Genomic DNA, 23870 nt, shown 5'->3' on the forward strand with positions numbered 1-23870 from the left:
GAGTGTCGCGAAAGTCTTGCCAGGATGCGAGGTTTGTGCCGATCTTGGGAAAGATTCCTGAACGGCGCGGGATATCCGTCCCCACTGCCCCGGGCGGAATGGCTCAGCTGCCGCTCAGCTTTTCCACCACCGGCGCGAACTTGTCCAGGAAAGCCGCATTTACCGTGATGTAGGAGATCCCGTAGGTGTCGCGCCAGCGGCGCAGGGTGTCCGCGCACTCACCCGGGGTACCCGGCAGCACGGTGACCGCGCCGGCCGCGGCGAGGTCCGCGGTGCTGGCACCGATGAACTTGTTCACCTCGGTGGAGAGCTCGTCGCCGACCGCGATCAGGTTGATGTTCAGCTCGATCTCCGCCAGCCGCGCGCTCGCCGCGGACCGGAAGTTGTCCACAATGGACTTTGCGTCGTCCTCGGTGGTCTGCGGCTTCCAGGTCAGCGTCACGATGTCGGCCTCGCGCCCTGCCAGTTCCAGCAGCTTGGGCCCGGCACCGGCGAGCAGCAGCTTCGGCCGGTCCTGCTCCTTCTTGACCAGTGCCACCGTCTCGGCCAGCCCGCGCAGCCGCTGCCCCGGGGAGCCGAAATCCCGGCCGAGCGTGGCGGCACGCTGCTCGGCGCCCGGCCGGCCCGCGCCAAGCCCCAGCTCGAACCGGCCGCCGGAGAGCTTGTGCAGGGTCTGCGCCTGCCAGTTCAGCTGCTGCCGGTCGCGGAAGGCGTCGGCCAGCACGAAGGTGCCGAAGTGCAGCCTGCTGGTCACCGCCGCGACCGCGGACAGCGCGGTCAGCGGGTCGTGCTCGGCCACCGGGTCCGGCGTGACGAGGGTGTCGTAGCCGAGCTCCTCGGCCCGCCGGGCGATCCCGGTCAATGCCTCGACCTTCGGCGTATACCCGGCGACCACACCGAAACGGAACGGGCGAACAGTCATGACACACTCCTTGCATCGACTTTCTGACAAGCCCGATCATTCACCGAAACCCGCCACCACCGCACCCCCGCTGTGACGAAATGGTCGCTAAGTCCTAATGCCGGTGGGACCGCTGCCTCATGACTTGAGGAAGCGGATCCGGAAGTCTTGGCGAGGAAAGCGATGCGGAGGTGAACGTTGGCCACGGACGGGAACACCAGCGCTGCCACCGGCTCCGGCCGGCAGGGCGGCAAGGAGCTGATTCGGCACATCACGGACAAGATCGTCAACGGTGGCGATCTCACCCTGGTGCGCGAACTCTTCTCCGAAGACTACGTTGCGCACAAGACCGGGCTGTCGCTTCCGCGCGGCCCGGAGGCATTCAAGATGGCGGTCCGCCAGTGGCGCGACGCCTTCCCCGACTACCGCGTCACCATCGAGACGCTGTTCGGTGAGGGCGACCTGATCGCGAACCAGTTCACCGCGGAGGGCACCCACCAGGGTTCGCTGCTCGGCATCCCGCCATCGGAGAAGTCCTTCAAGCTGACCGGCACCGAGGTGCACCGGGTGGTGGACGGGCTGGTGGTCGAGTCCTGGCTGGCCGACGACCTGCCGCGGATCCTGACCGATGTGGGCGTACTCGCGCCGGGCCAGTCCAACAAATGGACCTGAGCACACCACCAACGAGAGAAGGGAAAAGGGCCATGGCCGCACGCCGACTGCTTTTGTTCGATGTCGACGGTGTCCTCATCGAGAAAGGTGAGCTGCGCCGTCCGCCTGGCGCGGCCGAAGCGCTGGCCCAGTTGCGGCACGACGGCAACGCCGTGCTGTCCCTGCTCACCGAAGAGGACGAGGCCGGCGCGCGGCGCCGGACCGACAAGGTCGGCGTGGACCGCTATCTCGACCTGGACGTCGCGTCCTGCGGTCCCGCCGCGCAGGTGTCATTCGCCCGCCAGAAGGCGGAAGACGGGTACGGCTGCGAGTTCACCGTCGTGGCCGTCACCGCGGCTTCGACGGCCGACGTGGCCAGGGCCCGCCCGCAGGCCGACATCGTGGTCGCGGTGGACCCCACCGAAACGGCCGGGGACGAGCTCCGCGCCGCCGGCGCCGACCAGGTCGTGACGACCCTGCTCGGCGTGGTGGAGCTGGCCAAGGGCAGCCACGTCGGCTGACCCCGTTCAGCGCTGGAAAGAACTTCGTAAAAGTCACCGGGAACAAGGACACAGGAGTCGCAATGACGGTCGTGAAGCCGGAAGCCGGCATCGAAACGGGCAACGTATGGATTTGGGGGGACAACGGCTTCGGACAGCAGTGCGACGGCACGAACGAGCCTCGTCTCCTGCCGGCCAAGCTCGATGGTCTCGAGGACATCGTGACCATCACCGGCGGTGGCGGCCAGGGTGTCGTGCTGCTGTCCGACCGCACGGTCTGGGCCTGGGGCCGCAATGACCACGGCCAGGTCGGCGACGGCACCACCGAGAACCGCTCGGTGCCCGCCAAGGTCGAGGGCCTGGAGAACGTCAAGCAGCTCTCCGGCGGCGGCGGGCACACCCTGGCGCTGGCCCAGGACGGGACCGTCTGGGCCTGGGGCCACAACGGCCGCGGTGACCTCGGCGACGGCACCACGGACAGCCGCAGCCACCCGGTGAAGGTGAAGAACCTGACCGACATCGCGCGGGTCTCCTGGGGCGGCGGGCACAGCGTCGCGCTTGGCAACGACGGCACCGTGTGGACCTGGGGCCACAACCTGTTCGGCGGCCTCGGCGACGGCACCACCGAGACCCGGCTGGAGCCGGTACGGGTGAACCTGGAGAACGTGGTCGAGGTCAACGGTGGGGGCGGGCACACGCTGGCCAAAACCGCGGACGGCAAGCTGTGGGCCTGGGGCCGCAACGACCGCGGCCAGGTCGGCGACGGCTCCAACGAGACCCGGCTCGACCCGGTCCCGGTGCAGGGTCTGGACGACGTCAAGATCGAGTCGTTCATCGGCGGCTACTTCCACAGCCTGGTGCTGGCCACCGACGGCACCGTGTGGACCTGGGGCAACAACGACAGCGGCCAGCTCGGCGACGGCACCACGGACAACCGCAGCCTGCCCGCACAGGTGGCGGACCTGACCGGGGTCAAGACGATCGCCGGTGGCGGCGGCCGTAACGAGTTCGGCCCCGGCGGGCACACCGTCGTGCTGCTCGAAGACGGCACCCTCCGCGCGTGGGGCCTCAACGACGCCGGCCAGCTCGGCGACGGGACCACCGAGAACCGCACCCACCCGGTCGCGGTCAAGGGCATCAGCGGCGTCAAGGCCATCGTCGCCGGTGGTGGCTACACCATGGCACTGGCCTGATCCAGTGACTCGCGCCCCTGGCCCGCCAGTCAACTGGTGTGCCAGGGGCTGCGGTCCTTCCTGACCCGAAGGTATGCAGCGAAGGCCACCTTGCCTGCGTTCAACGCAGCGAAGGTGGCCTTCGCTGCATCGGCCATATGTCGTGAAGGGCACCTTCGCTGCATGCAGCGGAAGGAGCGGCGGGTCAGCTGGCGGGTGAAGGGTGGGCGCCGGGGACGCAGTCGTAGAGGGTGGGGTCCCAGCGGCCGGGGACGGCGGTCGGCTGGTAGGCGGGGCGGGGCACGGTGGCGCAGTGCGCGTGGATCCAGTCGGCGCGCTGCAGGGCCTGACCGGTCATGCCGGGCAGGTTGATCATCAGCACGTAGCGGAGTTCGCCGGCCGCGACCAGTCGGCTCAGCTCGTCGACCGGGATGGAAGGCGAGTTCTCGGTGAAACCGCGCAGTGGCAGCACATTCCGGCCGTCACCGAGATACGGCGCGGCCGTGCTCGACTCGCCGGCGGCGAACAGGAACCGCTCCTTGCCGTGGTGCGCCAGCAGGTAGTCCAGCAGATCCTGGTTGACCACCGGCAGGGTGCCGCCCGAACGCCGCGCACCCGCCGCCTGCACCTGCGGCGGGCCCGCCACCGGATCGACCACCCTGGTCGAGTGCCCGTCGATCCGCGGGGTACTCACCAGCCAGGTGGCGGGACCGGCGAACAGCGCGACCGCGGCGGTGAACACGGCCGCCATCGCGATCGCCCGCCTCCCGTCACGGGAAACCCGCAGCACCAGCAACAAACCCACCGCGAGCACGGCGGCGACCGCGATCAGCGGCGGCAGCCAGCCGAGGCCGGCCCGCTGCCGGGTGAGCAGCACCAGCGCCCAGCCCGCGGTCAGCAGCACCCCGGCCGGCAGCAACCAGCCGGCCGGGCGGCGGGCACGCCAGTCGGCGAAGGCGCGCACCAGCCCGGTACCGGCGACCGCGGCGACGGCTGGGGCCAGTATCGCGGTGTAGTACGGATGCATGCCGCCGAGCAGGCTGAGCACCGCCCCGCCGAGCACCAGCCAGCCGCCCCAGAGCAGCCAGCCGGCCCGGTCGCTCCGGGTGCGGGCCCGCAGCAGCCCCGCCACCAGCAGCACCACGGCCAGCGGCAGCAGCCAGCCGATCTGCCCGCCCGACTGCTCGTTGACAAGGCGCGTGGCCCCCGGCTCGCCGCCGAACAGCCCGGCGACCCCGCCCTGGCCGCCGCGGCTGACCCCGTTGTAGACGAAGACCATGTCCCACAACGAGTTCGACGCGCTCCCGTCGACCTGCGGCCGTGCACCGGCCGGCACCAGCGACACCACGGTCATCCAGGACAGCGACACCAGCACCGACAACGCGCCGTAGACCACCGCACGGACCAACCGCACCCTCGGCGCCGCCGCGGCGAAGAACAGGTAGGTGAGGCAGAACGCGGGCAACACCAGCAACGCCTGCAACATCTTCACCTGGAAACCGACGCCCACCAGCACCGCGGACAGCACCAGCCAGCGCCACCCCGGATGCTCCAGCGCACGCACCAGCGCATAGGCCGCCGCCACCACCGCGCACATCAGCAACGTGTCCGGGATGTTCACCTGCGCCGTCGCGAAAACCACCGGCGTGCACAGGAAGATCACCGCGGCGGCGAACCCCGCCCGCGCCCCCGCCCACCGACGCACCGCACCGAACAGCAACGGCACCGACGCCGACGCCGCCAGCACCTCCGGCAGCAAGAACACCCAGGACTGCGTGCCGAAAACCCGCACGAACAACGCGTGCACCCACAACGATCCCGGCAACTTGTCCGTGGTCACGAAGCCCGACGGATCGAACGCGCCGAAGAAGAAAGCGTGCCAGCTCTCGCTCATGCTCCGCATCGCGGCGCTGTAGTAGTAGTGCGGCGCACCCCGGCTCAGGCCCCAGGCATACAGGGCGGCCGCCAGCACGGTCAGCACCACAACCGGCACCGTTTTATGCCGTATCGCAACCGTTTCCGGGCGCGCTGAAGCTAGCTCGACCACCTTGGGACCCCCCGCAACCGTAAGCGTCTGCTCGCTCAAGGTAGTGATCGCGGACGGCGGTCTTCAACCGGCTCTCAGCCGAACTTGTCCCCTTTTTCCCGGCCCGCGGCGGCCGTCCAGCCGCGGGCGCACCAGACCCCTTGCCCGGCGAAGGGCGCTGAGCTGCACCGGCGGGCCCCGGTTAAAGAGCAGGTCAGCGAACACAAAAGCCTTTGCGGGCAACAAAAACGCCGACCGGATCACCCGGATGGCCGAAGCCAGCTCTCAGCGTAACCGGACAGCCGAGCCGGATTCCCTTGTTCCGCAGGGAATCCGGCTTATCGCCCGATCCGGCCGGATCAGGCGCGGCAGTCGTAGAGCGCCGCCTCGCCCCACGGGCTTTCCGGCGCGCCGCGTTTTCCGTATGCCTCTCGCGGCACGAGTGCGCAGTTTTCGCGCACCCAGGCCTCCCGCTCCCGCGCCGAGCCCGTGGTGCCGGGCCTCGGCGAGCCCATCAACACGTACCGGACCTCACCACCGCCGACCAGCCTGCTCAGCCCGCCAACCGGAATGGACGGCGACTCCTCGGTGAAACCGCGCAGCGGCAGCACCGGCAGCCCGTCGCCGAGATAATGCGCGGCGGTACTCGCTTCCGCGCTGGCGAACAGGAAACGCGCGTCGCCGCGGTTCGCCTCCAGGTAGCCCAGCAGCCCCCGGTCGACGCCGCCCAGCCTGCCGAGGAGCGGCTTGTGCCCTTCCGGTCCGGCGAGCGGGTCGATCTTCCGCGGTGAGGTGTCCGCGATCGCCGGCGTGCTCAGCGCCCAAGCGCCGGGCGCGGCGAAAAGCGCCACGCCGAGCACGAGCGCGGTGGCGGCCGCGAGCTCCCGGCTCCGGACGCGGGTGACCCGGACGGCCAGCAGCAGGCCGACCGCCATCGCGGTGGCCAGCGCCACCAGTAGCAGCAGCCACGGCTGGCTGACCGACTGGCGCAGCAGCAGGACCAGCGCCCAGCCCGCGGTCAGCAGCACCCCGGCCGGCAGCAGCCAGCCGGCGGGACGGCGCGCCTGCCACGCGGCGTACGCCCGCACGACCCCGGTCCCCACCAGCGCGGCCAACGGCGGCGCCACCATCGTGGTGTAGTACGGATGCATCCCGCTGAGCACGCTCAACGCCGCCCAGCCGACCACCAGCCAGCCGCCCCACAACGTCCAGCCCGCCCGGTCGATGCGGTCCCCACCTCGAGCAGTGCTGGTCCCGATCACACCGGCGACCAGGAACAGCACGGCCAGCGGCAGCAGCCAGCTGATCTGGGTGGCGAGCTCCGCGTTGAACAGCCTGGTGATGCCGGGCTGACCGCCGAACAGCCCGGCCGTGGCGTTGCCGCTACCGCCGCGGCCGACCCCGTTGTAGACGAAGACCATGTCCCACAACGAGTTCGACGTGCTGCCGTCGACCTGCGGCCGGGAGGTCGCAGGCACCAGGGACACCACGGCCATCCAGGCGACCGACACCAGCAGGGACAACGCGCCGTACACCACCGCGCGGACCAGCCGCGCCCGTGGCGACACCGCGGCGAAGAAGAGATAGGTGAGGCAGAAGGCGGGCAGTACCAGGAAGGCCTGGAGCATCTTCATCTGGAACGCCAGCCCGACCAGCACCGCGGACAGCACCAGCCAGCGCCACCCCGGGTGCTCCAGCGCCCGCACCAGCGCGTAGGCCGCGGCCACCACGAAGAACAGCAGCAGCGTGTCCGGCAGGTTCACCCGCGTGGTCGCCAGCACCGCCGGGGTGAGCATCAGGATCACCGCGGCGACCAGCCCGGCCCGTACGCCGGACCACCGCCGCACCGCGCCGAACAGCAGCGGCACCGACGCCGTCGCGGCCAGCACCTCCGGCAGCAGCAGCACCCAGGTGTGCATGCCGAAGACCCGCACGAACAGCGCGTGCACCCACATCGATCCCGGCAGCTTGTCCGTGGTCACGAAACCCGTGGGGTCGAACGCGCCGAAGACGAAGGCGTGCCAGCTCTCGCTCATGGTGCGGATGGCCGCGGTGTAGTACGGATGGGTGGCACCGCGGGTCGCGCCCCAGGCGTACAGCGCGGCGGCCAGCAGGGACAGCAGGACGACCGCCCACCGGATCCGGGAAGGCGGGGAGAACCACGCAGAACTCGAAGATCTTTCGCGTTCCGCCGCCGAAAGTGGGCGCGCTGAATCGCACTCGAGCACCTTTGCCCCCATTACTCGTGGTTGTCATTGTGTGATCGACTGTGTTCCCACCGTAGCGAGGAGTTCGGGGGCCTTCAACCGAACGTGAACGTGCCGAACCCCTCCTCCCGCGGTCGCGGGAAGGAGGGGTTCGGGGTCGGGTTGCGATTTCCGAAGCGCTGGCCTGCATCGTCACCGCAAGCTGAGACTTGGCTCAGCCAAGCCAAAACCCGAGCGGGGGCCGGCGCGATGTGACCTGAATCACCGACTATCGGAGGGTCTGGAGATCACCACTGAACGGGCAGTTCGTAAAGACCGTAGACGAACATGTCCTCGCGGTAGCGAAGCTTGTCGGCCGGCTGCACCGACCGCAGCGTCGGGAAGGCGGAGAACAGCGCGCGCAGCACCACCCGCAGCTCGACCCTGGCCAGGCTCATCCCGATGCACTGGTGCACGCCGTAGCCGAAGGTCAGGTGCGCCACCTGCGGCTGGCTGGTGTCGATCGCGTGCGGGCACTTGTACTGCGTCTCGTCCCGGTTCCCGGAGGCCAGCAGGCAGGTCACCCACTCCCCCTCGGCGATCCGCACCCCGCCGATCTCCACGTCCGTGGTGGCCCGCCGAGTCACGCCGAACTGGATGATCGAGTGGATCCGCAGGATCTCCTCGACCAGCTTGTCCGCGCCCTGCGGGGTTTCCAGCTCCTTGATCAGCGAGGGGTTCTCCAGCAGGTGGGCCACCCCGATGCCGATCGTGCTCGCCGTGGTCTCGTGCCCGGCGAGCAGCAGCAGCATGCCCATGCCGACCATGTACTCCCGCGAAACCGGCTCGCCGTCGATCTCGGCCGCGCCGAGGTGGCTGAGCAGATCGTCGACCGGCTTGCGCTTCTTCTGCTCCGCGATGTCGGTCAGGTAGTCGATCAGCGCGATGGTGGCCTCGTCGACCTGGTCCGGAGTACTCGCCACCGCACTGCGGACATGGGTCTGCTGCTGGAAGAACTCCTGATCCGACGCCGGCACGCCGAGCAGCTCGCAGATGATCCTGGACGGCACCGGGAAGGCGAGGGACTCCAGCAGGTCCAGCGGCCCGCCGTGCTCGCGCATCCCCGCCAGGTACTCCTGGGTGATCTCCTCGATCCGCGGCTCCAGCGCACGCGCCTTGCCCGGCGTCATGTCGCGCAGGATGAGCCGCCGCCACTTCGTGTGCTCCGGCGGGTCCATCGCGACCAGCGAGCGCGGCATCATCACCGGCTTGCGGCCGATGGCAAGCGAAGGCGGCATGTTGCCGGCCCTGTCGATGCTGAACCGGTTGTCCGCGAGCAGCTTCCGCTGAAGGTCGTAGGTGGTTACCAACCACCCTTCCACGCCGTTCGGCCAGACGAACCGGCTGATCGGGGCTTCCGCGCGTAACCGGTCGTATTCCGGCGGCAGGTCGAACGGATGGACTCGCTCGCGGGGAAACATCGGTAACGAGGAAGGCTGTGCCACGATGACCTCATCTTCTCCGAGCTGTAGCGTCGTTCAGCGTCATTCGGCGCCATTCGGCGAACCCCTCGGCCGTGGCGCCGGGTAAGACTCTGGCACAACCGGGGTCCCAGGGTCATCGTCGTCCGGTCCCCCCTCGACAGGGACAATCGCCGTGCCAGCCGGGAACCGGGAAATCCCGCCCCGTCCTCGGCAGATTCCCGGGCGGCGGGGACGCCTGCCCCACGACGTGGGACGGGGAGAACCAGAATGCTTTGGTCAAACGTATTGGGCTCATTACCTCTTACCCCCACGTAGTGACAAACTCATTGTGCGACAGAAAGCAGGGCAGAAAGCATGAGCGAGAGTTATGCGCCAGACGCCGCGGACGCCTTCGCGCTCTCGCAGCTGATGTTCCCGACCACCGCTCTGTGCATTTCGGTGGCGGCCCAGCATGGGCTGGCCGACGTGCTCGGCGACGGGAAGATGTCCGTCGAAGAGCTCGCCGAGCGCAGCGGGACCAACGTGGTCCAGCTCGGCAAGGTGCTCCGACTGCTCGTGGAGGAAGGAGTCTTCCGCGAGACGCAACCGGATGTCTTCGAGAACTCCCCGTTGTCCCATCTGCTGCGCCGCGGTTTCCCCCGCTCGCAGTACTCGATGGCGCGGCTGGTCGGTTCACGCTGGCTGTGGACCGCTTGGGGCCGGCTCGCCGACGGCCTCGCCACCGGCAAACCAGGCTTCGAGGTCGCCTACGAGAAGACCCTGTGGGCGCACCTGGCCCAGCACCCCGAAGACGGCACCATCTTCAACGGTGCGATGAACGACTTCTCCGAGGCGCTGAGCGACCAGGTCGCCGCGTCCTACCCGGAGTTCTCCGACAGCGGGGTGATCGCCGACCTCGGTGGCGGCACCGGCACCTACCTCGGCGCGATCCTGCGCGCGCACCCCGGGGTGAAGCAGGGTGTGCTGGTGGACCTGCCACCGGTGATCGAAGAGGCCCGCGCCAGGCCGGACCTCGAGTCGATGATCGGCTCGGACCGGCTGCGGCTGGAGGCGGGCGACTTCTTCGAGAAGGTGCCCGGCGGCATCGACACCTATGTGGTCAAGCAGGTCATGCACAGCTGGGACGACGCGAAGGTGGTGCAGCTGCTCAAGCTGTGCCGGGCCGCGTCGCCGAAGGCCAGGTTCGTCGCGGCCGAGTTCGTCCGCGACGACAAGTCCTCCCGGTTCGTGAAGAACTTCGACCTGGTCATGACCATCACCATGAACGGCAACGTGCGCACCGAGGCGCAGTACGCCGAGGTATTCCGCGCGGCCGGCTACGAGCTGACCAGGGTGGTCCCCACCGACACGGCCTTCAGCCTGGTCGAAGCGCGTCCCGTCTGAGTCCGAGACCGTGAACGACGTATGGGGCTGGCGGCAGGGCCACGGGTTGCGGCCCGCCGACGCCGGGCCGGCCAGGCTGCTGGTCGCCGACTCCTGGCTGCTGGAGCACGGCCGGATGCGCGGGCTGGAGCCGCACCGGCGCCGGTTCGCCGCCGGCTGCGCCGACGCCGGCGGCCCCGAACCGTCCGAAGTGGACGATTTCTGGCAGGCCGCGGTGGCCCGACTGCCCAGGGCGGGCACCTGGTTCCCGAGGGTGGAGCTGGTGGCCGCACCCGGGGGCGCCCAACTGCGCCTGCGGGTGCGGCCGGCGCCGGCCAGGACCGAGCAGGTCGTGGTCTGGGTGCACGGCGAAGGCGACCCGCGGGCCGTCCCCCGGCGCAAGGGCCCGGACCTGGACCGGCTCGGCGAGCTGCGGCACCGGGCCGTCGAGGCCGGCGCGAACGAGGCGCTGCTGACCACCGGTTCCGGCTACGTGTTGGAGGCGGCCACGTCCAGCGTGCTGTGGTGGGAGGGCGACCAGCTCTGCCTGCCCGACCCGAGCTGGCGGGTGCTGCCGAGCGTGACCGTGGCGCTGATCCGGCAGGCCGCCGCCGAACGCGGCATCACCGTGCGCAGCTCCCGGCGCAGGCTGAGCGAACTGGCCGGCCGCGAAGTCTGGCTGGCCAACGCGCTGCACGGGATCCGGCCGGTGACCGCGTGGGCCGGCAGCGACGTGCCGGCAGGCCCGGCGGTACGAGCCCCGTCGTGGCGCCGCTGGTGGCAGGAAGCAGCGGTGGCACTGCCAAAAAGACCCAACGGAGAGCGGGAGATATCCCGAATGTCCGAGATCGGGGCCCCCTGACCCTGGGACATTCGGGAGGTCATGATCTCTCAGCAGCTTGCCCCTCGAGTCCCCACCGAGGACGAGCCGCCAAGTTCACACAAGAATGCGGAGGGACCGTTGGTGAACAAACGACAGAAGCTCTGGAAACTGGCCCTACCACTGAGCGTGGTGGCCGCTGCCTCGGTGGTCACCGCCGCGCAAGCCGAAGAAAGCGCGGAGCCGGAGGCCCTATCTTCGGCCCAGCCGATCGCCAAGCCCGCGCAGATCAGCTTCTCCGCTCCGGTGGAGTACCCGGCCGGCGTCCGCGCCTGGGCCGTCACGTACGCGGACTTCAACGGCGACGGCAAGGTCGACGTGGCCACCGGCAACGGCGGCAACTCGATCTCCGTCTTCGCCGGCAAGGGTGACGGCACGTTCGGCGAGAAGGTCGACTACACCGCCCCCAAGCTGCCCTACTTCCTCGCCTTCGACATCGCGTCGGCGGACTTCACCGGCGACCGCAAGGCCGACATCGTGCTCTCCGGCGGCAACCCGGCCGGCAACGTGCTGCTCTACCCGAACAAGGGCGACGGCAGCTTCGGCGAACCGAAGGTCGTCCCGTTCGGCTTCGGCCCCACCCAGGTGGCGACCGCGGACCTGAACCGCGACGGCAAGCAGGACCTGATCGCCAGCAACAACTTCGCCGCGAACGTGTCCGTGGCGCTTGGCAAGGGCGACGGCACCTTCCGCGAGGAGCGGACGTTCGAGGTCGGCCCAGGGCCGCAGGGCCTGACCGTCGGCGACATCAACGGTGACCGCGTGCCGGACCTGATCACGGGTAACTTCGGACGGGTGAAGGACTCGGTCTCGGTGCTGCTCGGCAAGGGCGACGGCAGCTTCCGCGAGCAGCGGAACTACCCGGCCGGCATGGCGGTGAACGACGTGGTGACCGGCGACTTCAACCGCGACGGCGTCACCGACATCGCGGCGGGCCAGTTCATCAAGAACAAGGTGTCCGTGCTGCTCGGCAAGCGCCGCGGTGGGTTCTCCGAGCCCAAGGAGTATTCGACCGGCACCGCGCTGAACGAGATGACCACGGCCGACTTCAACGGCGACGGCGTGCTGGACATCGTCACCACCGTCTCCCCGGACAGCGGCCGCGACCCCGGTTCGCCGCCGCCGCCGAACGAGAAGGGTGCCGGTGTCGCGCTGCTGCTCGGCAAGGGTGACGGCAGCTTCACCGAGCACAGCCAGTTCCTGATGGAGGGCCTGATGGTCTCGGTCCAGCCGGTGGACCTCAACGGCGACAAGCGGGTCGACCTTGCCACCGCGAACCTGACCAAGAACTCCATGGTGGTCTGGCTCAACGAGGGTGCGAAGAGTTGACCAAGCCCGAGGTGCGGCCGGACGGCGCGGTGGCCAGCACCGCGCCGTTCGGTCGCACGGTGCTGGTGATGACGATCAGCGGGCTGCTGGTGGTCGGCCAGATGTACCTGGTGCTGCCGCTGTTCTCCGCGATGGCGGCGGACTGGCAGACCACGGCCTCCGCGGTGACCTGGACGACCACGGCCTTCGGCCTTGCCTACGCGGGCGGGTTCCTGCTCACCGGGCCGCTGTCGGACCGGCTGGGCAGGCGCCGGGTGGTGGTCACCGGGCTGAGCGTGCTCGCGGTCGCGACGGTCGTCGCGGCCTTCGCCCCTTCCCTGCCGGTGGCCATCGCCTGCCGGATCGCACAGGGCATCGGTGCCGCCGGGTTCTCCCCCGCGGCACTGGCCTACCTGACCGAGCGGATCGCGCCAGCCCGCCGCTCGGTGGCGCTGACCTGCCTGGTCACCGCGATGGTGGCGTCCACCGTGACCGGGCAACTGGTGGCGCAGGCGCTGCTGCCGATCGGCGGCTGGCGCGGCGTGTTCGTGATCAACGCCTGCCTGGTCGCGGCGCTGGCGGCGACGCTGCGGGTGGTGATGCTGCCCGAGCAGGCCACCGGTGCCCGCGGCAGCCTCGGCAGCTTCTTCGGTGCCATGGCGAAACTGGTCACCCGGCCGGTGCTGCTGCTGATCGACCTCGGCGCGTTGACCGTGCTGGGCAGTTTCGTGGCCGTCTACACCGCGCTGCAACTGCTCGGCCCGGACGAGCTCGGCCGGCCGGACGTGCTGCTCGGCCTGCGGGCCAGCGCACTGCCGGCACTGGTGGCGATCCCGTTCCTGGCGCCGGTTCTGGCGAAGCTGCGGGCCACCTTCCGTGCCGCACTGGCGCTGGTGATCGGCGCCGCGGCGGTGCTCGGGCTGGCCTTCGCCGGCGGTTCCTCGCTGCTCACCATCGGTGCGCTGCTGTTCCTCTTCGTCGCCGCCATCGCGGCGGTGTCCCCCGGGCTGACCGAGCTGACCGGCATGCTCTCCGGGCCGGCCCGAGGCGCCGGGGTCGCGCTGTACACCTTTTCGCTGATGGCCGGCGCCAGCCTGGGACCGCAGCTCGTCTCACTGCTCGGCGGGAGCGGCTTCACCACCGTGCTGGTGGCGATCTGCGTGCTGCAGCTGGCCGGTGCCGCCCTGCTCCTCACCGCCGAACGCTTCCGCCCCCGCTGACCGTCTCCGTGTGTCCACCCAAGGGCAAAAAGTCGGCTATTTGCCCTTGGGCGGATGCAGCGAAGGCCACCTTGCCTGCGTTCAACGCAGCGAAGGTGGCCTTCGCTGCATCGCCAACGCAGTGAAGGCCACCTTCGCTGCATGGGTGAGCAGGAAGGTGGCCTTCAGGGGCACTGAGGGGAATCAGCCGACGGCGGCGGGGGCCTTGGCCTTGTAGCCGCCGACCGGGCGGCGCTGGGTGATGCCGAGCCGGTTCCACGCGTTGATGGCGATGATCGCGGTGACGATCCGGCCGAGGGTGGCCTCGTCGAAGTGCTTGGCGGCCTCGTCCCACGCCTCGTCCGAGACGCCCTCGTCGGCGATCAGCGTGATCTCCTCGGTCAGCGCCAGCACGGCGCGTTCCTCGTCGGTGTAGAACGGGGTGTCCCGCCACGCGTTGAGCGCGTAGATCCGCTGCTCGGTCTCGCCGGCCGCGCGCGCATCCTTGGTGTGCATGTCCAGGCAGAAGGCGCACTGGTTGAGCTGCGAGGCACGAATCTTGATCAGCTCGAGCAGGGTGTGGTCCAGACCGGAGTCGGCCACCAGCGCGTCGAGCGCGAACAGCGCGTTCTTCGCCTCCGGCCAGGCCTTGCCGAGGTCAATCCGAGTCTTCAAACCGAACTCCAATCGGTGTTGCTCCCCCAGCCGCCGAAAGGCGGGGAAAAGGTCGGGGAAAGGTCAGGGAAAGGTCTCTGCTAGTTGTGTTCTCCTGCATGGCTTTAGGCCACCAGGCTAGTCCGTCAAGACGGCTGGCCGCTGGTCTTCTGCAGCAGCCGGGTCAGTTCCAGCCGCTGGACCTTCCAGGTGGAGGTCCGCGGCACCTCGTCGAACGGCAGCTGCACCGGGTCTGCCATCGTCGGCAGGTCCGCGGTGGCCAGCCGCCAGCGGTCGAGGTCGAGCGGACGCTCGCCCCTGGTGCACACCACCGGCACCGGCTCGCCGGAGCGGCCGGCCACGATGGCGATCTCCCGCAGCTCGTCCAGCCGGGACATCAGCATGTCCTCGGCCTTGAGGTTGCTGTCCATCGAGTCGATCTGGTCCACCTCGCGGTCCATCAGGTAGACCTCGCCCCAGCGGCCGCGGAAGCCCATGTCGCCCATCTTCCACCACTTGCCGTTGAGCACCTCCTCGTAGCGCTTGTGCTCGCCGAGGTAGGTCAAGATCCGGCTGCGGATCTTCACCTCCAGGTGGCCCGGCTCGCCGCGGCCGACCTTCTTGCCGTCGGCACCGGTGACCCGCAGCTTCACGAACCAGGGCACCGCCACCCCGACGCACCTGGCGTCGGTCTTGTCCGCCGAGCGCCGGGTGAACCAGCGCGCACACACCGGGCCGGTCTCGGACTGCCCGTAGAGCTGCACGAAGACCGGCGACCGCCGCCGCGACGAGGAGAGCATCCGCTGGATGGTGCGCGGATGCATCGCGTCGAAGGTGGCACCGAAGACCTTCACGCTGGACAGCGGCGCCTGCGGCGCGTCGGCCAGCTCCTCCCAGTCGATGTAGGTGTTCGGCTGGGTCTCGATGAAACCGGGACGGGTGCGCGCGAACAGCGGCCCGATCCGCCGCGGGTCGGTGTCCACCGCGATCACCAGCGGGTTGCCGTAGTCGAGGAAAACCCGCAGCGCGTTGTAGAACCGGGAGTGCACGAAGGTCATGCAGAGCGCGACCGTCTCCTTCCGGATCGGCCAGGCCATGATCTTCTGCGGGCGCAGCCGGTGCAGCAGCGAGTCACCGCAGTGCACCGCCAGCTTGGGCACCCCGGTGGTGCCCGAGCTGTGCGTGATCAGCGAGGGCTGGCGCGGGTGCAGCTGCACCGCGTCCCGCGCGGGCGCGCCGGCGAACTCGGACAGCGGCGTGGTGTTGGGCAGCTCCCGGCCGGCGGAGAGCAGCACCCGGCGCACCTCCTCGGCCGGTGCCGTGCCGTCGAAGGACGCGTCGATCTTGTTCGCGTCGGTGATCAGCCACGGCTTCTCCATCCGCCGCAGCAGCTCGGTGGCCAGCGCCGGGCTCAGCGCCGGCGAGAGCAGCGCGGGCACCGCGCCGATCCTGGCCGTGGCGCAGGCCAGCAGCGCGATGTCGAAGTTGTTCGTCTTGTAGATGGCCACCCGTTCGGTCGGCCGCACCCCGGCGGCCCACAGCCGCGCGGACAGCTCAGCGACCCGGTCGGCCAGCTCGCCGACCGTGGTGTCCACGCCCGCGTCCGGCGCCAGCTGCAACGGCTGGTCGAGGGTGACCTTGACCGCGCCATGCCGCTGAGCCGCGTGCTGGAACATCAGGCCGATCTGGAAGGCCAGATCGGCGGAATCGTTCGACATGACTACCCCTTGTTCGGCAGTTGGAGTGAATTCGGTCCGGCGGCGTTTTCGGTGACGTTCACTGTGGTGTTCTCGACCGTCTGCCGGAGCACGAACCGGCGCAGCTTGCCGGTGGAGGTGCGCGGCAGGGAGTCGACCAGCTGCACCGAACGCGGCACCTTGTACGGCGCCAGCCTGCTCCTGGCCAGCGCGATCAGCTCGGCCTCCAGCTCCGACTCGAGCTCGGGCGGCGACGGCGCCGCCACCACGAACGCGCGCAGCTTGGTGGCACCCCGGTAGTCGGCGACCGCGGCCACCGCCACCTCGCGCACCCCGCGGTGGGTGCGGAGCACGTCCTCCACCTCCATCGGCGACATGGTGATACCGCCGACCATCTCCAGGTCGTCGGTCCTGGCCACATGGGTGAAGGTGCCGTCGGCGTGCCGGACCGCGCGGTCGCGGGTGTACAGCCAGCCGTCCACCAGCACGGCTTCGGTGGCGTCGGGGCGGTTCAGGTATTCGCGCATCATCGCCGCGCCGCGCACCCACATGTCGCCTTCGGTCTCGTCACCGATCGGGCGACGGTTCTCGTCCCGCAGCTCGACCTCGAACCCGGGCACCGCCCGGCCGATGGTGCCGGGCACGTTGTGGCCGAAGGTGTTCGCGGTGGCCGCGCAGCCGATCTCGGTGGCGCCGAGCTGGTTCAGCACCGGGGCGCCGAGGAACTCGGCCGAGCGGTCGGTCATGTCCTTGGTGAACCGCTCACCGCCGGAGACCGCGCCGCGCACCGAGCCGAACAGCGCGGGGTCGGCCTCGTCCGCCATCCGGCCGAACCACGAAGGCACCGCGTAGAGCCGGGAAACCTGGTAGCGGGCCACCAGTTCGCCGATCATGCCCGGGGCGGGGCGGTCCGAGATGAGCACCGCCGAGGAGCCGGAGAACAGCGGGAACACCATGGAATTGCAGAACCCGTAGGTGAAGTACAGCTTGGACACCGAAAGCGTCACGTCGTCCGGCCGCACGTCGATCGCCCTGCCCACGGTCTCGTGGTAGGCGAACGGATTCCGTTGTGGATGGACGACACCCTTCGGCCGCCCGGTGGTGCCCGAGGTGTAGTGCACGTACAACGGCACGCCGGCCGGCGCCGGGGCGGCGGCACCGGCGACCGCGGCCTCGGCCAGCAGCCGCCCCACGTCCAGGAAGCGGCCGGCGTCGAACCTGCCCGCCAGCTCCTCGGTGGTGACCACCAGCTTCACGTCGCAGTCGGCGGCCATGAACAGGTGGTCCTGCGCGGTCAGGTCGGGGTTGACCGGGACGACCGTGCAGCCGGCCCGCGCGGTGGCCAGGAAGGCCACCACCCAGGCGATGCTGTCCGGTGCCACGATCATCACCCGGTCGCCGGCCCGCACCCCGTGCCGGTGCAGCACGGTGACCGCCCGCGCCGCGGTGTCGTACAGGCGGCCGTAGGTCCACGGCCCTTCTTCGGTGAAGAACGCGGTGCGCCGCAGCCAGCCGTTGCGCACGGCCATCGCTTCCAGCTGGGCGGCGTAGTTCGGCACCGAAATGTCCAAAGTGGACGTCTTGAGGGCGCGGTCAAGCGACAAGGTGACTGCCCTCCTCGCTCGGCACGCCGACCTCAGCAGCGGAGTCTTCGGAGTCCAGTTCGGACGGTCCGCCGATCAGCGGGTGGGCGCGCAGGGTGGCGGTGGCCTTGAGCAGCATCTCGTCGTACTCCTCGACCGCGTCCGAGTCGAGCACGATCGCGCCGCCCGCCCCGACGTGCCACTGGCCGTCGGTGAGCACCGCGGTCCTGATCACGATGTTCAGGTCCGCCGTGCCGTCGCAGCCCAAGAAGCCGATCGTGCCGGAGTAGACGCCCCTGGCCATGGTCTCCAGCGAGTCGATGATCTCCATCGTGCGCAGCTTGGGCGCGCCGGTCATCGAGCCGCCGGGGAAGCAGGCCCGCACGCAGTCGATCACGCTGGTGTCCTGGCGCAGCGTGCCGCGCACGGTGGAGACCAGTTGGTGCACCGTCGCGTAGGTCTCGGTGGCCATCAGCCTCGGCACGTGCACGCTGGAGACCTCGCACACCTGGCCGAGGTCGTTGCGCAGCAGGTCGACGATCATCAGGTTTTCCGCGTAGGTCTTGGCGCTGGTGGTCAGCTCCGCGCGCAGCGCCTCGTCCTCTTCCGGGGTGCTGCCCCGGCGGGCGGTGCCCTTGATCGGCTTGGTCTCCACCACCCGGTCGCGGTCGATCCGCAGGAAGCGCTCCGGCGACGAGCAGGCCACGTGCATCTCGTCGAACCGCAGGTAGGCCCCATACGGCGCGGGGTTGCAGCGCCGCAGCTCCCGGTAGAACTGGAAACCGTCCCCGGTGGCCGGGATCTGCGCCGCATTGGTCAGGCAGATCTCGTAGCTCTCGCCGGCCAGCAGCTTGTCCTTGCAAGCGTCCACATCGGACAGATACTGCTCGCGGTCGCGGACCAGCCACGGCTCGACCACGGCCGGGTCCACCGCGGCCTGGCGGCGTCGCCCGTTGTTGCCGTTGCCGTTTCCGTCGCCGGGGGCCGCGCAGTCGACCAGCGTGCCGATCACCGAACGCAGCCACTCCGAGGAGGTACGGAAGCCCTCCGGGGTGTCGTCGTCCAGCGCCAGGATGTAGGTGCGCCGCTTCTCGTGGTCGACCGTCACCGCCCGGTCCGCGAAGATCCACTGGGCGTCCGGGTTCGCCGACACGTGCTTGTTGGCCGCGCCGCAGTCCGCCTTGAGCTCGTAGCCGAAGTACCCGACGTACCCGCAGGGGTGGTCGAAGGACAGCCGGTAGGGCGTGACCACGTCGCGCCGCTCCAGCTCGGTCTCCAGGTAGTCGAAGATGGTGCCGGGCACCTGGTGGGTCACGCCGCTGCTCGGCGTGACCATCACCTTGCCGTCGCCGACCTGGTAGCTCACCGACTCGCCCAGCGGGCCGGAGCCGTCGCCGAGGTGGGAGAACCTGGCGAGGCCTGGTTCCACGTGCGCACTGTCCAGCCAGAACGCGTTCGGCGAACCGGCGAAGATCGTGGAGAAGGCCGACTCGGTGTCCACCGCGAACTCGAGCATGCGCACCCGGAGGTGGTACTGCACCGGCGCCGGCTTGTCCGGCGTCCTGCCGTTGCGGGCGCTGTGCGCGGGGTGCCCGTTTCCGTGGTGGCCGTTGACCCGCGCACCGTTGCCACGCACCCTGACCGTGCTGCCGGCCGGGGCGGAGCTGCCGTCGCGCTGCCGCTCGGCGGTGATGTCCCGGAAGTTCGCCAGCAGCTCACGGCCGAACTCGCTGGCCACCGACTCCGGGTGGAACTGCAGCCCCCACAGCGGCCGCTCCCGGTGCCGCAGCCCCATGATCACGCCGTCCTCGGCCCACGCGGTGGCGGCCAGGCTGTACGGCAGCGGCTCGATGGTGCGCAGCGAGTGGTAGCGGACCGCGGTGAACTCGGTGGGCAGACCGGCGAACAGGTCCTCGCCGTCGTGCGTGACCTTGGTCAGGTGCCCGTGCCGCGCCTGCGGCGCCGGGCCGACCTCGCCCTGCTCGACGGCCGCGATCCCCTGGTGCCCGAGACACACGCCGAGCAGCGGGATCTCGGTCCGGCGCAGCACGTCGGTGCAGATGCCGAAGTCGTGCGGCCGGGCGGGATGACCGGGTCCCGGCGAGATCACGATGTTGTCGAAGGCGCCGAGGTCGAGCCGCTCCCCGTCGGGGAGGTCGTTCCGGACGACCGTCGGCTCCACACCGTTGACCTCGGCTATCAGCTGGAAGAGGTTGTAGGTGTAGGAGTCGTAGTTGTCGATCAGCAATGTCCGCATTGGGCTTTCGTCCCCCTAGTTGTTCGCGGCCAGCAGGCGGGCGGCATCCGACAGGGTGGCCGCGGCGGAAGTGAGCAGGTCCGCGATCTCCTGCGCGAGCGAAAGCGCTTGCACGTCGTTGAGCCGCGGATCGCACAGTGACCGGTAGGCGGTGGGCAGTTCGGAGACGATCGGACCGCCTCCGCCGACGCATTCGGTCACGTCGTCGCCGGCCACCTCCAGGTGCACCCCGCCCGGCCACTCGGAAAGAGCCACCAGCACGTCGAAGAACCCCCGCAGTTCGTCGACGATGTCGTCGTAGTAGCGCGTCTTGAGCCCGGTCGAGGTCTTCACCGTGTTGCCGTGCATCGGATCGCACATCCAGATCACCGGATGCCCCGCCGCGCGCACCGCGCGGACCAGCGCCGGCAGCCGGTCCCGCACCATCGCGGCGCCCTGCCTGGCGATCAGGGTCAGCCGGCCGGGAGTCCGGTCCGGGTCGAGGCGCGCGCAGATCCGGACCAGCTCGGCCGGGTCGGTGTCCGGCCCGACCTTGCAGGCGACCGGATTGGCCACCCCGGCGAGGAACCGCACGTGCGCGCCGTCCGGCTGGTTGGTGCGGGCCCCGATCCACGGCAGGTGGGTGCTGCTCAGGTACCACCGCCCGGTCTCGGGATCCCGCCGGGTCAGCGGCTCCTCGTAGTCGAGCACCAGCGCCTCATGGCTGGACCACAGTCCATTGTGGAGCCAGGAGCCGTCGCGCTGCCTGGTCTGGCCGTAGGAGTGCGCCCCGGTGGAAAGCGAACCGGGCGGGGTGGACCACCACCGCGCCGGGCGTACCCCGCCCGGTTCGCCGTCCCCGGCGGTGACCGGGCCGGAGAGGTTGTGCAGTTCCTCGAACACCCGGTACGCGGTCTGGTATGCGTCCAGCAGCCGCGGGGCGTGCGGGCGGCGGGCCGTTTCGGTCGGCTCCGCCCCGTTCACGATCAGCCCGCGGAAGGACGGCAGGCGCCTGCCTTCGACCAGTTCGGTCGGCTGGGACCGCGGCTTGCCGAACTGGCCGGCCAGCCGTCCCGCCGTGACCACCGGGAAGGCGGTGCTCTTGCTGATCAGCGTCGCCATCTGGCCGAGCAGCCGGTGCTTGTTGCGCGCGCCGACCACGGCCGCCTTGCCGAACGGCTCGGCGCAGTCCCCAGCCTGCAGCACGAACGCCTCCGCGGCCTGCACCCGGCTCAACGTCGCGAGCAGCGCGCGTACGTCAGCGGGCGTACTCAGCGCGGGCAGCGAGAACAGCGCTTCACGAACCCAGCTGATACCAGGAGTGGTCCAGTCCGGCTGCTGTTTGGCGGGCAGCGAATGCCAGATATCGGGATTCCACGGCGCCGGGACGCCCTCGGTCGTCTCCCGGTCGGACGTGCCCGCCACCCGTTGGGAAGGCGACAGCCTTGACCAGTTCATCTTCACCACGTTTCGAGTCAGGCGCCGAACCCGGCGCTCACCCAGTTGCGCCCCAAACCCCAGCCAATTCGAACTCCGCACACCCGGCTCGGGCCTACCGCGTCCTTTGGCGTCTTACAGCCTCGCTCCAGGTCATCCCGCGGTCTTGAGCAAACGGTCCTGGCACAACTGGGATTCTGCGAGGCAAGCCGGGACATACCGGCCCCGAACGGAATGCCGGGGCGAAACTTCGCGACCCTTCCCAGCACGGTTCCGAGGCGGCCGCGAAAGCGGGTTTCGGGTGGTCAGGAAGCGCTGTTGCGGCCCTGCCCTACGCAGCCTTGCGTAGCGGAACAGCCCGTTCTGAGCGGACGTTTCCGGCCCAGCGGGCGCACATGCTGAGGGGGTGACTGAGCTACTGGTCGAGACCGTCGACTTGACAAAGAGGTACGGCGACAGCCTTGCCCTCGACCGGGTGAGCCTGTCCGTGCGCCGTGGCGAGGTGTACGGGTTCCTCGGTCCGAACGGCGCCGGGAAGACGACCACCCTGCGCATCCTGCTCGGTCTGGTCCGGCCGACCGAGGGCGTCGTGCGGGTGCTTGGCGGCGAACCGGGCGATCCCCGGGTGCTGGCTCGCATCGGCATGGTGGTGGACTCCGCCGCCTTCTACCCCTACCTGTCCGGCCGGGACAACCTCCGGGCACTGGCGCGGTACTGCCGGGTCCCGGACAGCCGGGCCGACGAGGTGCTCGAGATCGTCGGCCTGACCGGCAGGGCGAAGGCCAGGTTCGCCACCTACTCCCTCGGCATGAAGCAGCGGCTCGGCCTGGCCGGGGCGCTGCTCAAGGACCCGGAGCTGCTGATCCTGGACGAGCCGGCGAACGGGCTGGACCCGGCGGGCCTCGCCGACCTGCGGGTGCTGCTGCGCAGGCTGGGCCGGGACCGGCGCAGCGTGCTGCTGGCCAGCCACCAGCTCGGCGAGGTGCAGCAGATCTGCCACCGGGTGGGCATGATCGACGGGGGCAGGCTGGTCCGCGAGGGCACCGTGGACGAGCTTCGCGGCGGCGCCACGCTGGCCGTGGCCGCGGAACCGCTGGACCGGGCGAAGGAACTGGTCGAGCGACTGCTCGGGGCTGGCCGGGTGGTCCGGCACCAGGACGAGCTGCGGGTGCGCGCCGAACCGGACGACGCGGTGCGGGTCAACCGCGCACTGGTGCTGGCCGGGATCGCGGTCCGCACCCTCGGCTGGGTGGAACGCTCGCTCGAGGAGACCTTCCTCGAGGTGACCGGCGCCGGCCCGACACCAGCACCGGTGGGTGGTGCCTGATGCCAGCCGGCTTCCGCGCGGAGCTGTTCAAGCTGCGCAAACGCACGCTCTGCTGGCTGATCGCCGGGGTGTGGTTGGCGATGAGCCTGCTGTTCGGCTACGTGTTCCCGTACTTCGGCTACCGCGCCTCGGCGGGCAGCCGGGAAATCGCGGAGCGGGTGTTCACCCAGGCATTGCCGGCGGGCCTGGTGCCCACCTCGATCCAGGGGTTCCCGCTGTTCGCCGGGGTGCTCGCGCTGCTGCTCGGGGTGCTCTGCGCCGGCGGCGAATACGGCTGGCAGACCATGAAGGTGATCTTCACCCAGGGGCCGCCGCGGCTGTCCCTGCTGGCCGGGAAGCTGTCCGCGCTGCTGGTGCTGATGCTGGTGATCGTGTCGGCCACCTTCGTGCTCGACGCGGCCGCGGCCTGGCTGGTCGCGGCGGTGGAGTCACGGCCGATGGACTGGCCGCCGCCGGGCGAGCTGGCCCGCGGGGTACTGGCCGGCTGGCTGATCGTCGGCATGTGGGCGGGCTTCGGCCTGTTCCTCGGCTTCCTGGTGCGCGGCACGGCCGTGGCGCTGGGCCCCGGGCTGGTCTGGGCGCTGGTGGTGGAGACCGTGCTGCGCGCACTCGGCCCGGTCTCGGCACCCGCCGAGGCGGTGCAGCGGTGGTTCCCCGGCACCAACGCCGGTGCGCTCGCTGCGGCGCTCGGGGTCGGGCGGCAGGGCGAGCCGGGCGGGACCCCCGGCGTCACCGCGGCCGTCGGTGGTGTCCAGGCGGCCATCGTGCTGGCCGGCTACCTGGCGATATTCGCGGCGATCAGCGCGTTTCTGCTGAACCGCCGCGATATCACCTGAATACGCACGACAAGGAACAAGAAGAAACAGGGAGAAGAAAAATGAGTGAAAAGACCGCATTGTCCGGACCGCGTGGCATCACCATTCTGGGCCTGCTGGTTGGCGCCGCCGGAATCGCGGTCCTCTGGGCCGCCGGGGTCGCATTCCCGTTCTATCCGCCGCCTGGAATCATCATCCTGCTGATCGGCGCCGTGTTCATGGCGCTGAGCAAGGCGCGCTGGGCACCGGCGGTGGGCGCGTTCATGGGCCTGTTCGTCGTCGTCGGGTTCCTGGTCTCGCCGGACGGGTTCCCCAACCTGACCGGTGAGCACGGCACCGGCGCGTCGATCGGCTCGGTGATCCAGCTGATCGGGGTGGTCACCGCGCTGGTCGCCGGCGTGCTCGCCACCGTGCGGGCCACCAAGAGCCGACCGGCGGAGCACTCCTCCTGA

At 70.0% G+C, this 23870-nt stretch carries 19 protein-coding genes; 10 read left to right on the top strand and 9 right to left on the bottom strand.

What is annotated here, in order from left to right; all coding sequences use genetic code 11:
• Positions 1-103: 103 nt before the first annotated feature.
• Positions 104-922 carry an LLM class flavin-dependent oxidoreductase gene (locus AMYNI_RS0106095; RefSeq protein WP_020667098.1) on the bottom strand — a complete coding sequence of 273 codons (819 nt, stop codon included), beginning with the start codon at positions 920-922 and terminating at the stop codon, positions 104-106.
• Positions 923-1099: 177 nt separating this feature from the next.
• On the opposite strand from AMYNI_RS0106095, the gene AMYNI_RS0106100 reads away from it, so the two are divergent.
• The 3 genes from AMYNI_RS0106100 to AMYNI_RS43715 all read left to right on the top strand — a co-directional run bounded on the left by AMYNI_RS0106100 (position 1100) and on the right by AMYNI_RS43715 (position 3245).
• Entirely contained in the window at positions 1100-1573 is a 474-nt protein-coding gene (locus tag AMYNI_RS0106100; protein ID WP_020667099.1) for an ester cyclase, read from the top strand.
• 32 nt (positions 1574-1605) lie between these two features.
• Positions 1606-2073 (top strand): HAD family hydrolase, encoded by a 468-nt coding sequence (locus AMYNI_RS0106105; protein ID WP_020667100.1) that lies wholly within the window; start codon positions 1606-1608, stop codon positions 2071-2073.
• Positions 2074-2135: 62 nt separating this feature from the next.
• Entirely contained in the window at positions 2136-3245 is a 1110-nt protein-coding gene (locus AMYNI_RS43715) for an RCC1 domain-containing protein (protein WP_020667101.1), read from the top strand.
• Between the two features lie 184 nt (positions 3246-3429).
• Here the strand turns inward: AMYNI_RS43715 and AMYNI_RS43720 are convergent, their stop codons facing one another.
• The 3 genes from AMYNI_RS43720 to AMYNI_RS0106125 all read right to left on the bottom strand — a co-directional run bounded on the left by AMYNI_RS43720 (position 3430) and on the right by AMYNI_RS0106125 (position 8941).
• Positions 3430-5217: an ArnT family glycosyltransferase gene (locus AMYNI_RS43720; RefSeq protein WP_245573883.1), complete on the bottom strand. Its 1788-nt coding sequence runs from the start codon at positions 5215-5217 to the stop codon at positions 3430-3432.
• A 392-nt stretch (positions 5218-5609) separates the two neighbouring features.
• Complete coding sequence (locus AMYNI_RS43725) at positions 5610-7490, bottom strand: glycosyltransferase family 39 protein (protein WP_020667103.1); 1881 nt, start codon at positions 7488-7490, stop codon at positions 5610-5612.
• A 254-nt stretch (positions 7491-7744) separates the two neighbouring features.
• On the bottom strand, positions 7745-8941 hold the full coding sequence (locus AMYNI_RS0106125; RefSeq protein ID WP_157357265.1) for a cytochrome P450: 1197 nt from the start codon (positions 8939-8941) through the stop codon (positions 7745-7747).
• Between the two features lie 333 nt (positions 8942-9274).
• Between AMYNI_RS0106125 and AMYNI_RS0106130 the strand changes: the two genes are divergently transcribed.
• From AMYNI_RS0106130 to AMYNI_RS0106145, 4 genes are all read left to right on the top strand, one after another.
• On the top strand, positions 9275-10303 hold the full coding sequence (locus AMYNI_RS0106130; protein ID WP_020667105.1) for a methyltransferase: 1029 nt from the start codon (positions 9275-9277) through the stop codon (positions 10301-10303).
• Between the two features lie 10 nt (positions 10304-10313).
• The gene (locus AMYNI_RS43730) at positions 10314-11144 is read left to right on the top strand and encodes an aminotransferase class IV (protein WP_211225460.1); all 831 of its coding nucleotides are present in this window, start codon (positions 10314-10316) and stop codon (positions 11142-11144) included.
• Between the two features lie 102 nt (positions 11145-11246).
• Positions 11247-12491, top strand: a complete 1245-nt coding sequence (locus AMYNI_RS0106140) for an FG-GAP repeat domain-containing protein (RefSeq protein WP_169515705.1) — start codon at positions 11247-11249, stop codon at positions 12489-12491.
• Positions 12488-13690: an MFS transporter gene (locus AMYNI_RS0106145; protein ID WP_020667108.1), complete on the top strand. Its 1203-nt coding sequence runs from the start codon at positions 12488-12490 to the stop codon at positions 13688-13690. The genes AMYNI_RS0106140 and AMYNI_RS0106145 overlap by 4 nt, the downstream gene beginning before the upstream one ends.
• 183 nt (positions 13691-13873) lie before the next feature.
• Here the strand turns inward: AMYNI_RS0106145 and AMYNI_RS0106150 are convergent, their stop codons facing one another.
• From AMYNI_RS0106150 to AMYNI_RS0106170, 5 genes are all read right to left on the bottom strand, one after another.
• Positions 13874-14344 carry a carboxymuconolactone decarboxylase family protein gene (locus AMYNI_RS0106150; protein ID WP_040406570.1) on the bottom strand — a complete coding sequence of 157 codons (471 nt, stop codon included), beginning with the start codon at positions 14342-14344 and terminating at the stop codon, positions 13874-13876.
• 125 nt (positions 14345-14469) lie between these two features.
• A complete protein-coding gene (locus tag AMYNI_RS0106155; RefSeq protein WP_020667110.1) occupies positions 14470-16041 on the bottom strand; it encodes a class I adenylate-forming enzyme family protein in 1572 nt (523 codons plus the stop codon).
• Between the two features lie 2 nt (positions 16042-16043).
• Positions 16044-17624, bottom strand: coding sequence for a class I adenylate-forming enzyme family protein (locus tag AMYNI_RS0106160; RefSeq protein ID WP_020667111.1), 1581 nt, complete (start codon positions 17622-17624; stop codon positions 16044-16046).
• On the bottom strand, positions 17614-19860 hold the full coding sequence (gene pabB, locus AMYNI_RS0106165; RefSeq protein ID WP_040405553.1) for an aminodeoxychorismate synthase component I: 2247 nt from the start codon (positions 19858-19860) through the stop codon (positions 17614-17616). The genes AMYNI_RS0106160 and pabB overlap by 11 nt, the downstream gene beginning before the upstream one ends.
• Positions 19861-19875: 15 nt before the next feature.
• Positions 19876-21297, bottom strand: a complete 1422-nt coding sequence (locus AMYNI_RS0106170) for a 3-deoxy-7-phosphoheptulonate synthase (RefSeq protein WP_051116463.1) — start codon at positions 21295-21297, stop codon at positions 19876-19878.
• A gap of 385 nt (positions 21298-21682) precedes the next feature.
• Here AMYNI_RS0106170 and AMYNI_RS0106175 point away from each other — a divergent pair, with 385 nt between their 5' ends.
• From AMYNI_RS0106175 to AMYNI_RS0106185, 3 genes are read left to right on the top strand one after another with little or no spacing between them, the layout of a single operon-like run.
• Positions 21683-22603, top strand: a complete 921-nt coding sequence (locus AMYNI_RS0106175; protein WP_020667114.1) for an ABC transporter ATP-binding protein — start codon at positions 21683-21685, stop codon at positions 22601-22603.
• On the top strand, positions 22603-23439 hold the full coding sequence (locus tag AMYNI_RS0106180; protein WP_020667115.1) for an ABC transporter permease subunit: 837 nt from the start codon (positions 22603-22605) through the stop codon (positions 23437-23439). The genes AMYNI_RS0106175 and AMYNI_RS0106180 overlap by 1 nt, the downstream gene beginning before the upstream one ends.
• A 41-nt stretch (positions 23440-23480) precedes the next feature.
• A complete protein-coding gene (locus AMYNI_RS0106185; RefSeq protein ID WP_020667116.1) occupies positions 23481-23870 on the top strand; it encodes a hypothetical protein in 390 nt (129 codons plus the stop codon).

This window comes from Amycolatopsis nigrescens CSC17Ta-90 (assembly GCF_000384315.1).
Classification (GTDB): domain Bacteria; phylum Actinomycetota; class Actinomycetes; order Mycobacteriales; family Pseudonocardiaceae; genus Amycolatopsis; species Amycolatopsis nigrescens.

Bases quoted from the DNA above. Each gene is read 5' to 3' on its own strand.
- AMYNI_RS0106095 (WP_020667098.1), bottom strand. From the start codon at position 922: ATGACTGTTCGCCCGTTCCGTTTCGGTGTGGTCGCCGGGTATACGCCG.
- AMYNI_RS0106170 (WP_051116463.1), bottom strand. From the start codon at position 21,297: ATGAACTGGTCAAGGCTGTCGCCTTCCCAACGGGTGGCGGGCACGTCC.
- AMYNI_RS0106155 (WP_020667110.1), bottom strand. From the start codon at position 16,041: ATGTCGAACGATTCCGCCGATCTGGCCTTCCAGATCGGCCTGATGTTC.
- pabB (WP_040405553.1), bottom strand. From the start codon at position 19,860: ATGCGGACATTGCTGATCGACAACTACGACTCCTACACCTACAACCTC.
- AMYNI_RS43715 (WP_020667101.1), top strand. From the start codon at position 2,136: ATGACGGTCGTGAAGCCGGAAGCCGGCATCGAAACGGGCAACGTATGG.
- AMYNI_RS43725 (WP_020667103.1), bottom strand. From the start codon at position 7,490: ATGGGGGCAAAGGTGCTCGAGTGCGATTCAGCGCGCCCACTTTCGGCG.
- AMYNI_RS0106130 (WP_020667105.1), top strand. From the start codon at position 9,275: ATGAGCGAGAGTTATGCGCCAGACGCCGCGGACGCCTTCGCGCTCTCG.
- AMYNI_RS0106185 (WP_020667116.1), top strand. From the start codon at position 23,481: ATGAGTGAAAAGACCGCATTGTCCGGACCGCGTGGCATCACCATTCTG.
- AMYNI_RS0106180 (WP_020667115.1), top strand. From the start codon at position 22,603: ATGCCAGCCGGCTTCCGCGCGGAGCTGTTCAAGCTGCGCAAACGCACG.
- AMYNI_RS0106105 (WP_020667100.1), top strand. From the start codon at position 1,606: ATGGCCGCACGCCGACTGCTTTTGTTCGATGTCGACGGTGTCCTCATC.